Source organism: Anaerococcus sp. NML200574 (genome assembly GCF_026131665.1).
Lineage (GTDB): Bacteria > Bacillota > Clostridia > Tissierellales > Peptoniphilaceae > Anaerococcus > Anaerococcus kampingae.
The window spans coordinates 1-11,951 of the sequence record NZ_JAMXSM010000039.1 but is presented as its reverse complement, the minus strand read 5'-3'; the positions used below and the strand labels follow the sequence as shown (position 1 = coordinate 11,951).

Below are 11,951 nucleotides of genomic sequence, written 5' to 3'. Positions count from 1 at the left end.
CTAGTGTAAGATTAGTTAATGATGATGTATTACTATTTTGTTTCATAAATACATTGTATCAGAAAAAGACGAGGATGTTTAATTTCCTCGTCTTTTTCTATGTTAGGACTTTTGCAACAGCCCCTTTATTTATTTATATTTTTTTCTAAAACCACTCCCGCCAAATAACCGCTTAGGGCTGATAGGGCAATTAGTGCAAGCCAACAAACTATAAAATGACTTACGTTACTATAGTCTATAAACTTTCCTACACCTGGAAATGAACCCGGCCTTTCAGTAAAGCCTGTCAATCTTAAGATCGCATCATAACCATTTTTACTTATCATAAGACATGATATAGCTTGTAGGTATAATTTTTCAAGCTTAATATTTCCTGCTAAAACCAATTGAATTAACAAAACAAATGGCATTACTGTCATTGCAATTTCTGTATTTTTGACTGCGGCAGAAATTAAAATACCAAGCGCATTTGCTGCATAAATTATAAGGAAAAAACTTATAAATAAACCTACTAGTACAAAATAGTTTTCAATATTTTGGTGGTAGAAAACTGTAAGCAATGCAGTAATTATCAAGGCTTCTATAAAACATATTAAAAGACCAAATATCATATGACTTGCTATATAAGATTTTATGTCAAGGCCTTCCCTATATTCATGCTTTATTATATCTCTTTCCTTACAAATTGAAGTAATGGAGTTAAATATTCCAAGCCATAAGCAAGCACAAGCCAGGATAAAAACAGCAGTTCCTGCATCAGATGATGTTGTAAGGAAGCTATCATCTCCTGTAACAATCCTAACTATAGCTGGAGTTGTAACCGCTCCTAGTAGGATTATTAGCTTTGACTTATTCTTAAAATCTCTAATTAATTTTCCTAAATATACTTTTATCTGTTCTTTCTTAGATAGGTAATTCACTTTCTCCCCCTCTTCTAAATTTATCTATATAATAATCTGTGTCTTCTAAAAGCCTATCAACGATTGTCTCGATGTTTTTTGTAGCAAAAAATTCCATCGCATCTTTAGGACTTCCATAAAAGGCAAGCTTGCCGCAATTTTCACTTTGGCTCTTACCTAGGACCAATATCTTATCAAATAATTCAATGACCCTATCAGGACTATGAGATATTAGCATTATTATCTTATCATTATCTGCTATGGTCCTTAAATTAGCCATGATAGACCTAGCATTATAGCCATCTAGACCAGAATCTGGCTCGTCAAGCAAAAATACAACAGGTGATGAAATATATTCACTAGCTATAGATAGCCTCTTTCTCTCACCTCCTGATAAATCTCTTACAAGAGAATCCTTGATTCTATCAAGATTCATCATTTTAAGTATCTCTAGTACATAATCATCTAATAAGTTCTCATCCTTAGTAAAATCTCTTGGTAATTTCAACTGACCAGAATTTTTAAGAGTCATAAAAACAGTATCATTATCCCTTGAAAGATTAAACTGAGGTACAGTAGAAACCATTCTCTTAACCAAATTGAAATTTCTAGCAAAATCTATATTTCCAATACTTATAGATGAATTAGCATTATCTTCATTCAAAAATTCTTTAAAAAGAGTAGATTTACCAGCACCTGATGATCCTAAAACTAGGATAAGCTCTCCTGGTTGGGCCTTGAATTTTATATCCTTAAGGAGAGTTTTGGGCCCATTTTCTGTCATAACTACTTTTTCTCTTATATCTACATCTAGGAAATCATCCTTGCTTATATTTACAGCAAATATAGCCTTGGATTTTTTCTGATAATCTTCTAATTTATCTTGATAGAATAAATTATTATCCTTAAGTATAAACATCCTCGAATCGTTTAGTACAAAATCCTTATTATTAAATAAAATTTCATCATAAATCTTTTTATTATTTAGGTAAAGTCCATTTGATGAAGGTTTTATATATAATCTGTCATTTTGATATTCTATAAAATCTACATCTAGTGTAAAATCTTCACCAAGTTTTGTTTTACACCACTTGACATCTTCCTGATCTAAGATAGTGTATACAAGTGATAAGCCATTTACTTCAATTAGATCATTATTTAATAGATAATATTTCTTATTAGGATCTATTAATTTCTTATTTACAAATGAATTTGAATTAGGATTTCCTTTAAAATAATAGCCCTTGTAATCATTTGCCAAAATCGAACCATCTTCTAGAATAATTTCCTTATTAAATTTTAAAAGCTCAACTTCTTCTCCAATTTTAACTATAAGAGGATATATATCTGCATTTAGAATTTTATCTGAAGCATTGATGCTCTTACTTAGGCTATCATACATATTTAGCAAAGGCTTTGCTAAGGGAATATCTTCTCTGGTCAAATCTTTTTTGCCTAAATATGAAGTCCTCTTCACCCTAGGTCCATCGTTAGAAACTAAAATCCCACAATTTGGACAATACTTATATCCTATTTTTAGATTATGAGAACAATGAGGACATTTTTCTTTTAAAAAATACTTATCCATTTAGTTCTCTCTTCTGTCCACATATTGGGCAAAAATTTGAATTTGCTTCATAAATTGCCCCACAATTACGGCACTTCCTAGTGGTATTGGTCATGATATTTATTTGGTTATTTAAATTTGTAAGTTTTTCATATAAAGATTTTATATTTTCTCTTTCTTCCTTAAAATCAGGCAGACTTTCACCTTTTTCAAGCCTATCATAGACCTCACACCCTAGTAATCTTAGAGCTTGGTTCATCTCTTCTTCCAAATTTTTATATTCTTTTTTAAGTTTATTTTCTTCTAATTTTGTTTTTGCAGACTCGCTAACCTTGTTAGAAGCCTTGCTTACTTTAGAAAAAACACCATCTAAAAAATCCATAAGTCTTCCTTTCTTATGCTTCTATAATAACACAATTTAGCTTGTTAATCAATTATAAGTTTTCTTGAGTTTTTTACATTCCATAAAAAAAGTCCCTCAATATGAGGGAATCCTTAAATTTTCTTAACTTTTATCGCTTGAGGCCCCCTTGGAGCATCAATTTTTTCAAATTCTACATTATCGCCTTGATCGAGTCTTTTAAATTCATCTTCGGTTATAATATCTGAATAATGGACAAAAATATCATCTCCAGCCCATTTTATAAAGCCGAAACCTTTTTTATTGTCAAAAAATTTAACTACACCTATACTCATTTTCACGCCTTTCTTGCTGCAAATAATACTCTTAAAGTATCTTCATCCACCTTTCCTGATGTATCCTCATCAAATATTTTCAAATCAATAAATCCAGAATCTTTAGCTAAATTCTCCATATAATCTATGCTGTAGACTCTTTCACATTGGTATTCTCTAATTCTCTTGTAGGTCCCATCAGGATTTTCTACAAAGAAATTAAGCTCCATATCTACTAGGTCATTTTCCATATAATTATCCCAAGTATAGAAGATATCTTCATACTCATAAACAAAGCAATTTGACCCAAAGATTTCTCTCATTTTCATTTCTGAATTTATATCAAAAATTAAGAGACCTCCATCTTTTAGATTGTTATAGCAATTTTTAAAAAGCTTTTCTAAATCTTTAGGATCTGTCACATAATTTATAGAATCTAGAAGTATTACTATTAGGTCATAAGCCCTGGGATTTTCAAAGTCTACCATATCATAATAGATTAGATTTACCTTGTCATTGTCATATTTTGATGCAAAACAATCTAGCATTTCACTTGACAAATCTAGGGCATCAATTTCTTTAAAATCATCAAAAAAATGATTGGTAAGCATGCCAGAGCCACAAGCTAGCTCTAGCATCCTTTCTCTTTCAATCCCATATTCTTTTATTAATTTTTTGATATTATTAGCATATTTTTCATATTCTATATCAAATGATAATTTGTCATAAATATAGGCAAATTCACCGTACATTACTTATCCTTAATTTCTTCTAGGCTTTCTTTTGTTTTTTGAAGGAGATCCTTGTAGCCTTCAAGTTTTTCTCTTTCCTTATTTACTACTGCCTCTGGTGCTTTATCTACAAAGCCCTTGTTTGAAAGCTTGCCTTCTGCTCTTTTTATTTCACTTTCTAGCTTTTTAATTTCATCTTTTAGACGAGCTCTTTCCTTATCATAATCCATAAGCTCATCTAAAGACATATATACAGAAAATTCGTTAAATACTAGCTTAACCATGCCATCATCTTCAATTTTATAGTCAGCCTTATTTTCTACCTCTACTTCACTTGCGCTTGCTAGATTTATAAATTGGGCTTTGATCTTTTCGATTAGGGCCTTATTTGCTTCATTTTCTGCTAGGATTGTAAGTTTTTGTTTGGTTTTTGCAGGTACATTTAGGCTTGATCTTTGGTTTCTTATGGCTGTGATTGCCTTTATTACTGAGTTTACATTCTTTTCTTCTTCTACGAAATTATATGCTTCTCTTATTTCTGGCCATTTTTCTACAATTAGCATGTCATCTTTGTTTGGAAGTGCTGAGTAGATTTCTTCTGTTATAAATGGCATGAATGGATGAAGAAGGATTAGCATGTTTTTAAGAACGTAAAGCAATACCTTCTTAACTTGTAATTTTTCTTCAGGATTGTCGCCATATAATCTGATTTTTGCGAATTCTATATACCAGTCACAGTATTCATTCCAGATAAAATCTTCTATCCTATCTGCTGCAAGACCTATTTCATACTTGTCTAAGTTTTTGGATACATCTTCTATTACTTGGTTTAGTCTCTTTAGAATCCATTCATCCTCTAGGGATAGGTCTCCAAAGTTTTCGTCAAGCTTATCATTTTCATCTATATTCATTAGGACAAATCTAGATGCATTCCACAATTTATTGGCAAAGTTTCTTGATGCAAGGAGCTTATCCTCATCATATCTCATATCGTTTCCTGGAGAGTTGCCTGTGATTAGGGTAAATCTTAGGGCATCTGCACCAAATTTTTCAACTACATCTATTGGGTCTACACCATTTCCTAAGGACTTACTCATCTTTCTGCCTTGACTATCTCTAATTAGACCGGTGAATAAAACGTGAGAAAATGGAACTTTTCCAGTTGTATAAAGGGAAGCAAAGACCATTCTTATTACCCAGAAGAATATTATATCATAACCTGTGATTAAGATATCTGTTGGGAAGAAATAGTCAAATTCTTCGTTTTCTTCAGGCCAACCAAGGGTTGCAAATGGCCAAAGGGCTGATGAAAACCAGGTATCAAGTGTATCTTCATCTTGTGTTACTTTTTTACCCTCTAGCATGCCGTTTTCATCTGGCATTTCTTCTGATACGATGACTTCTCCATCTTCTGTATAAAATACTGGAAGTCTGTGGCCCCACCACAATTGACGTGATATGGTCCAATCTCTGATATTTTCTAGCCAGTTCATATAGGTTTTGGATAGGTTATCAGGAATTAGTTTTAATTCGCCATCATTATAGGCATCTATACACATTTTTGCAAAGCCATCCATCTTTACAAACCATTGCTTTGAAATAAGTGGCTCTATTACAACATCTGTTCTTTCAGAATATCCAACAGCGTGGTCGATTTCTTCTATTTTTACAAGTAGGCCTTCTTTTTCAAGATCAGCAAGCATTGCTTTTCTCGCCTCGTATCTTTCCATGCCAGAATATCTACCATAGCCATCTACTATGTGGGCCTTGGAATCAAGGACTACACATTGGCCAAGGTCGTGACGAGCACCTACTTCAAAGTCGTTAGGGTCATGGGATGGGGTAATTTTTACACAACCTGTACCATATTCCATATCTACGTAGGAATCTGCAATTATAGGAATCTTACGACCTACTAGTGGTAAGATTAAATTTTTTCCAATTTTATCCTTAAAACGTTCATCTTCTGGGTTTACTGCAACAGCCAGGTCACCTAGCATAGTTTCTGGACGGGTTGTAGCTATTGTTATAAAGTCATCGGAATCTTCATAGTGGTATTTGATATACCAAAGCTTGCCCTTTTGATCCTTATGGTAAACTTCTGCATCAGAGATTGCAGTTTCTGCCATTGGGTCCCAGTTTACAATCCTATTACCCCTATAAATTAGACCATCATCATACATTTTCTTGAAAACTCTTTTAACAGCTCTTGTTAGATTTTCATCCATTGTAAAGGAATCATGGTCCCAATCGCAAGAAACACCTATAGTTCTAAGTTGCTTTTTGATTGTGCCACCATACTTATGGGTCCAGTCCCAAGCTTCTTCCAAAAATCCAGCTCTTCCAAGATCTGCCTTTGTTTTGCCTTCAGCAGCAATTTTACCAACTACTTTTGCTTCTGTAGATATAGATGCATGGTCTGTTCCAGGTATCCATAAAGCTTCAAATCCTGCAAGCCTCTTATATCTAATTATGATATCTTGTAGGGTATTATTTAGGGCATGACCAAGATGGAGTTGACCTGTAACATTTGGTGGTGGCATAACAATTGTAAATGGCTTTTTGTCCGGATTTACCTTTGCCTTAAAATATCCATTATTTTCCCATTTTTGGTAAATTTTCTTTTCAAAATCCTGTGGATTATATTTAGTATCCATCATTTCTCCTTTCAATATAAAAAGGCGGTAGCGCTTAATAGGACGAATTATCGCGTTACCACCTAAATTTCTTTATAAAAAGACTCTCTTTTGCATTTATGCATGCTACACTAACATATACGAAAACAACCTTCACCTAGTCCTAAGTAAGATTTACACCGACCATCTTCTCTCTAAGCTTATTTCTAGACTACTCCTTTTTCATTGTTAATATTTGATTTAATAGTCTTATTATATTTATCTTTGCCAAAATGTCAATATATAGACCTTTTAGAAAAAAACACTTTATGAAAACGATAGCTTTGATACGGTAAATTAATTTTAATAATTTTTTACTAGACAAATCTACGAAAATGAATATAATTTAATATATATCAATAAAAATTTTCAGACTTAATGAAAATATTTTCATTATTTGATTTTTTTTGTTATAATATATTTAGAGTCTTGGTGTAGGAGTAATTATGGATTTAAAAATTTACCTTATATCAGATGGCGGTGCTTATCTATTAAAAGATATAGTTAATAGTACCATGAGTCATTTTGATGCCAAATACAAAATAGAAGTATTTGACAATCTAAATAACTTATCAAAGCTAAATGATATACTAGGTGTAATTAAAAGTTCTAACAATTCAATAATTTATCACTCTTTTAGAGACTCTAAGATGAATGCCTATGTCAAAAATTTCTGTAAGGCTCATGAAATTAATAGCATTGAGCTTATGGATTATTCAATTAATTCCATGGCCAAGATTCTTGGTGAAAATCCTCACGAAGAATCTAATTTCATTGACCCTACTGAATTTCTCCATACTAGGAGGATGGATGCCCTAGATTTTGCTATAAAATATGATGATGGTCAAGATTTTAGGGGCCTTGAACATTGCGACATAGCTATCATAGGAGTTTCAAGATCGTCAAAAACTCCCCTATCCATGTATATGGCTAGTAAGGGATACAAAGTTAGTAACATCCCCTTGCTTATAGATTCAAAAGTCCCTCAGGCGCTTTTTGAAATTGACCCAAGTAAAATTTTCGGTCTAACTATTGACAAGGATGTACTTAAAAAAATCAGAGAAGAAAGGCTAAAATCACTCAATCTTTCAGTAGACTCTCTCTACTCTTCTAAGGAGCGTATCAAAAACGAGATCGATTACGCACTTGAATTAATGAATGATTTGGGATGTACGATAATCGATGTCACTTACAGATCTATAGAAGAAACTTCGGAACTTATAATTGATTATTTAAATCAAAATAAAGAAAGGGAAAAATTATGAGCACAAAATACGTTTATAACTTCGATGAAGGCGACAAATCAATGAGAAGCCTTCTAGGCGGTAAGGGAGCAAACCTTGCAGAAATGACCAACATGGGAATCAATGTTCCTTATGGTTTCTCAGTAACAACTGAAGCATGTATCAGATATTACAAAGAAGATAAAAAGCTTTGGGATGAATTAAATGCTGAAATTACTGAACATATTAAAGACCTAGAAAAACACAATGGCAAAACTTTTGGTAATAACGAAGATCCTCTTCTAGTATCAGTTAGATCTGGTGCACCTATATCAATGCCAGGTATGATGGATACTATCCTAAACTTAGGTCTTAATGATGTTGCTGTTAAGGGTCTTGAAAATAAAACTCAAAACAGAAGATTTGCTTACGACTCTTATAGAAGATTTATTCAAATGTTTGCTGATGTTGCAATGGGACTTGATAAAAATAAATTTGAAGAAGTTCTAACAGCCAAGAAAAATGAAAAAGGCGTTGCAACTGACCATGACCTTACAGCTGAAGATTTTGTAGATGTAGTTGATAAATATAAAGTAGTTTATAAAGAACTTGCTGGCGAAGAATTCCCACAAGAACCTAGAAAACAATTAGACCTTGCTATTGCTGCAGTATTTTCATCATGGAATAACGACAGGGCAATCCTTTACAGAAAATTAAACGAAATTGATGATAAAATGGGTACAGCTGTTAACGTTCAATCAATGGTATTTGGTAACATGGGCGAAACAAGCGGTACTGGTGTAGCCTTCTCTAGAAACCCAGCTACAGGAGAAAACGTTCTATATGGTGAATACCTAATGAACGCTCAAGGTGAAGACGTTGTTGCAGGTGTTCGTACTCCAGAACCAATCAGCCATCTAAAAGACTTAATGCCTGAAGTATATGATGAATTTGCAAACACAGCTCAAACTCTTGAGAAACATTACAAAGACATGCAAGATATGGAATTTACTATCCAAGATGGTAAACTCTATTTATTACAAACTAGAAATGGTAAAAGAACTGCCCAAGCAGCTGTCCAAGTAGCTGTAGATATGGTAGAAGAAGGCTTAGTTGACGAAAAAGAAGCTCTATTAAGAGTTAACCCACAAGACTTAGACGGACTTCTCCACCCTACCTTCACTCAAGCAGCTATAGATAAGTCTGAAGCCCTAACAGTAGGTCTTGCAGCATCTCCAGGAGCAGCAGTAGGTAAGATAGCTTTCTCTGCCCCAGAAGCAGCAAAAAGAGCAAAAGATGGTGAAACAGTAATCCTTGTTCGTGAAGAAACAAGCCCAGAAGACCTAGAAGGTATGGTATCAGCAGTTGGTATCCTTACAGCAAGAGGTGGTATGACATCACACGCTGCAGTAGTTGCAAGAGGTATGGGTAAATGCTGTGTATCTGGCGCTTCAGATATCCACGTAAACGAACTTGAACATACCCTAAGAGTAGGCGATGTAGTTTTAACAGATCAAGATACAATTTCAATAGATGGTTCAACAGGTGCAATCTATGCAGGATCTCTTGAGACCCAACCACCACAAATGCACGGAGCATTTGGAACATTCATGGAATGGGTAGATAAATATAGAGATATGAAAGTTAGAACAAATGCCGATACACCAAGAGATGCAAAACAAGCTCTAGAATTTGGCGCTGAAGGTATCGGTCTATGTAGAACAGAACACATGTTCTTTGCTGATGACAGAATCTTCCAAGTTAGAAAGATGATCCTAGCTTCTGATCTTGAAACAAGACAATCAGCTCTAGATAAAATCCTTCCAATGCAAGAAGAAGACTTCTATCAAATCTACAAACTAATGGAAGAAAGACCAGTAACTGTTAGACTTCTTGACCCACCACTTCACGAATTCCTACCAAAGGGAGAAAAAGAAATCGCTGATCTTGCCCTAGAATTAAAGATGCAACCAGCAAGAATTCACGAAAGAATTTCTGAACTTCAAGAAGTAAACCCAATGCTAGGTTTCAGAGGTCTAAGACTTGGTGTAATCTATCCAGAAATCTCAAGAATGCAAGCAAGAGCAATCATGCAAGCAGCTATTAGACTAAATAAAGAAGGCATAAAAGTAGTTCCAGAAATCATGATCCCACTTTCATCAGATGTACACGAACTAGCTTACGTAAAAGATATAGTTGTAAAAGAAATTGAAAAAGTATTTGAAGAACAAGGTATGGAAATCAAATACCTACTAGGTACCATGATTGAAATCCCAAGAGCAGCTATAACAGCAGATGAAATCGCTCAAATCACAGACTTCTTCAGCTTCGGTACAAACGACCTTACACAAATGACCTTTGGTCTATCAAGAGATGACGCAGGTAAATTCCTACCAGCTTACATCGAAAAAGACATCCTAGAAAAGGATCCATTCCAAGTACTAGATCAAAAAGGCGTTGGCTTCTTAGTAGAAACAGCTGTAGAAAAAGGTAGAAAATCAAACTCTGCCCTACACCTTGGTATCTGTGGTGAACACGGTGGAGAACCAAATACAGTTAAATACCTATACAATGTAGGTCTTGACTATGTATCATGCTCACCATTTAGAATTCCAATAGCTAAACTTGCAGCAGCTCAAGCAGCAATAGAAAAAAATAAATAAGCTATAAAAATAATTTTCTCCGGTTAGTCTTTCTAACCGGAGATTTTTTTCACAAAAAATTTGCAATTTTTATATTCTTAGGATAAAATCTTCAAATAATCTAAAAGGAGAATTTATGGAAAAATTAGAAAAATTTAAAGCAATAGATGGAGCCCAGCTTAAATATATAGCCTTCGCTTCAATGTTTATAGACCATTTTAATAAAGCAATTATAACACCATTTTTGACTGGGTCTGGTCCCCTAGTTATTCTTACAACTATCTTTGACATCCTAGGTAGGATTGCCTTTCCAATCTTTGCCTTCATGATAGTGGAAGGATTTTTCAAGACTAAATCACGCTGGAAATATTTAAGGAATCTCTTAATTTTTGCGGTGATTTCAGAAATCCCTTACGATATGTTCCAATCAGCTGAGTTTGTAAATACCTGGTCACAAAATATTCTCTGGGGTCTTGCCCTAGGACTTTTTACCATAATGGTAATTGATAGGCTAAAAGAAAGCATAAAAAATAGACCACTTTGGGTCATCGTATCGCTAATTCTTGTAGCTCTGTCATGTCTAGGATCTATGCTAATCTCATCAGACTATGAGTATTATGCCATTATAACCATCTACCTATATTATGTTTTCTATGATAAAAGAATCCTAGCATCAGTTCTTTCCTACCTAGTAATCATCAAGGAAATCTACGCCATCCTCGGTTTTGCAACCGTACTTTTATATAATGGAGAAAAAGGCAAACAAAATAAAATATTTAACTACCTATTTTACCCAGTCCATCTTTTAATTTTTGGAATAATAAGGATGGCCTTTAAAATCTAAAAGACAGCTTAATTTATTTAAGCTGCCTTTTTATTTTGTGTTTTTTATTTTATAAGACTTTATTAGAGAAATAGAATTTATAACAATTGAAAGGGCCACACATATCCAAAGAGCCTTAGAAATAGTTGGCATGGTATCCATAAGTCCTGCCCAGTCTTCTTTTATAATCCTTCCTGCCCCATCGGCATAAAAAGCACATACAGTTAGACTTGTAAAAGATAAAGACAAAAACCTAAAAAAATCCGAAGAGTTTTTGAAATTCATTATATTTAAAAGGGCAGTAATTATTGCAGCTGCACTAAAAATTAACCACATTAGTAAGCTTCCTTTTTTATATATTTCTTAACAATTATACCAAAATATATTGACATAAAAATAGCAATAAGACCTGATATAATTCTCTTAGTTACACCCATTTCTGTCGCAAAAATCGCATAGGCAAAGAGTGTTAAAATCGCAATTGTATATAAAAATAAGACAATCCCCCTAGTTGCTATTTTAACTGTGGTTGAATTTTTATTTTCAAATGATTTTTTCAAAACAAAATAGAAAAATCTCACAAAAACAATTGGTATGGATACAATAAATAGTACAATTTAAAATCGAATATATGATACAATAAATAATAAGAAATCATAGGAGGATTTTAAATTGGCTAGACACTACGAAGACGACTTCAAAAGGCAAATAGTAGA

The 11,951-nt window shown here is 33.5% G+C and carries 11 protein-coding genes; 3 read left to right on the top strand and 8 right to left on the bottom strand.

Features of this window, described 5'->3' with window-relative positions:
- Nucleotides 1–125 precede the first annotated feature (125 nt).
- The 6 genes from NH286_RS09715 to NH286_RS09690 form a co-directional block, all read right to left on the bottom strand.
- A complete protein-coding gene (locus NH286_RS09715) occupies nucleotides 126–920 on the bottom strand; it encodes an ABC transporter permease (protein WP_265238582.1) in 795 nt (264 codons plus the stop codon).
- Nucleotides 904–2,487, bottom strand: a complete 1,584-nt coding sequence (locus NH286_RS09710) for an ATP-binding cassette domain-containing protein (RefSeq protein WP_265238580.1) — start codon at nucleotides 2,485–2,487, stop codon at nucleotides 904–906. The genes NH286_RS09715 and NH286_RS09710 overlap by 17 nt, the downstream gene beginning before the upstream one ends.
- The gene (locus NH286_RS09705) at nucleotides 2,480–2,848 is read right to left on the bottom strand and encodes a hypothetical protein (RefSeq protein ID WP_265238578.1); all 369 of its coding nucleotides are present in this window, start codon (nucleotides 2,846–2,848) and stop codon (nucleotides 2,480–2,482) included. The genes NH286_RS09710 and NH286_RS09705 overlap by 8 nt, the downstream gene beginning before the upstream one ends.
- A 113-nt stretch (nucleotides 2,849–2,961) precedes the next feature.
- Entirely contained in the window at nucleotides 2,962–3,162 is a 201-nt protein-coding gene (locus tag NH286_RS09700) for a cold-shock protein (protein ID WP_106460669.1), read from the bottom strand.
- Nucleotides 3,163–3,164: 2 nt separating this feature from the next.
- A complete protein-coding gene (locus tag NH286_RS09695) occupies nucleotides 3,165–3,893 on the bottom strand; it encodes a class I SAM-dependent DNA methyltransferase (RefSeq protein ID WP_265214889.1) in 729 nt (242 codons plus the stop codon).
- Complete coding sequence (locus tag NH286_RS09690) at nucleotides 3,893–6,529, bottom strand: valine--tRNA ligase (RefSeq protein ID WP_106460671.1); 2,637 nt, start codon at nucleotides 6,527–6,529, stop codon at nucleotides 3,893–3,895. The genes NH286_RS09695 and NH286_RS09690 overlap by 1 nt, the downstream gene beginning before the upstream one ends.
- A gap of 464 nt (nucleotides 6,530–6,993) precedes the next feature.
- On the opposite strand from NH286_RS09690, the gene NH286_RS09685 reads away from it, so the two are divergent.
- The 3 genes from NH286_RS09685 (at nucleotide 6,994) to NH286_RS09675 (ending at nucleotide 11,256) form a co-directional block, all read left to right on the top strand.
- The gene (locus tag NH286_RS09685) at nucleotides 6,994–7,812 is read left to right on the top strand and encodes a pyruvate, water dikinase regulatory protein (protein WP_265215330.1); all 819 of its coding nucleotides are present in this window, start codon (nucleotides 6,994–6,996) and stop codon (nucleotides 7,810–7,812) included.
- Nucleotides 7,809–10,433 carry a pyruvate, phosphate dikinase gene (gene ppdK, locus NH286_RS09680; RefSeq protein WP_265238575.1) on the top strand — a complete coding sequence of 875 codons (2,625 nt, stop codon included), beginning with the start codon at nucleotides 7,809–7,811 and terminating at the stop codon, nucleotides 10,431–10,433. Before NH286_RS09685 ends, ppdK begins: the two co-directional genes overlap by 4 nt.
- A 115-nt stretch (nucleotides 10,434–10,548) precedes the next feature.
- Nucleotides 10,549–11,256 carry a TraX family protein gene (locus NH286_RS09675; protein ID WP_106460674.1) on the top strand — a complete coding sequence of 236 codons (708 nt, stop codon included), beginning with the start codon at nucleotides 10,549–10,551 and terminating at the stop codon, nucleotides 11,254–11,256.
- A gap of 30 nt (nucleotides 11,257–11,286) precedes the next feature.
- Here NH286_RS09675 and NH286_RS09670 read toward each other — a convergent pair whose 3' ends face one another.
- Both NH286_RS09670 and NH286_RS09665 read right to left on the bottom strand, forming a co-directional pair.
- A complete protein-coding gene (locus tag NH286_RS09670; RefSeq protein ID WP_106460675.1) occupies nucleotides 11,287–11,571 on the bottom strand; it encodes a hypothetical protein in 285 nt (94 codons plus the stop codon).
- Nucleotides 11,571–11,795 (bottom strand): hypothetical protein, encoded by a 225-nt coding sequence (locus NH286_RS09665; RefSeq protein ID WP_106460676.1) that lies wholly within the window; start codon nucleotides 11,793–11,795, stop codon nucleotides 11,571–11,573. Before NH286_RS09665 ends, NH286_RS09670 begins: the two co-directional genes overlap by 1 nt.
- Nucleotides 11,796–11,951 lie beyond the last annotated feature (156 nt).

Coding starts and splice junctions, on each gene's coding strand:
- NH286_RS09710 (WP_265238580.1), bottom strand. CDS start 2,487: ATGGATAAGTATTTTTTAAAAGAAAAATGTCCTCATTGTTCTCATAAT.
- NH286_RS09705 (WP_265238578.1), bottom strand. CDS start 2,848: ATGGATTTTTTAGATGGTGTTTTTTCTAAAGTAAGCAAGGCTTCTAAC.
- NH286_RS09700 (WP_106460669.1), bottom strand. CDS start 3,162: ATGAGTATAGGTGTAGTTAAATTTTTTGACAATAAAAAAGGTTTCGGC.
- NH286_RS09695 (WP_265214889.1), bottom strand. CDS start 3,893: ATGTACGGTGAATTTGCCTATATTTATGACAAATTATCATTTGATATA.
- NH286_RS09690 (WP_106460671.1), bottom strand. CDS start 6,529: ATGGATACTAAATATAATCCACAGGATTTTGAAAAGAAAATTTACCAA.
- NH286_RS09685 (WP_265215330.1), top strand. CDS start 6,994: ATGGATTTAAAAATTTACCTTATATCAGATGGCGGTGCTTATCTATTA.
- ppdK (WP_265238575.1), top strand. CDS start 7,809: ATGAGCACAAAATACGTTTATAACTTCGATGAAGGCGACAAATCAATG.
- NH286_RS09675 (WP_106460674.1), top strand. CDS start 10,549: ATGGAAAAATTAGAAAAATTTAAAGCAATAGATGGAGCCCAGCTTAAA.
- NH286_RS09670 (WP_106460675.1), bottom strand. CDS start 11,571: ATGTGGTTAATTTTTAGTGCAGCTGCAATAATTACTGCCCTTTTAAAT.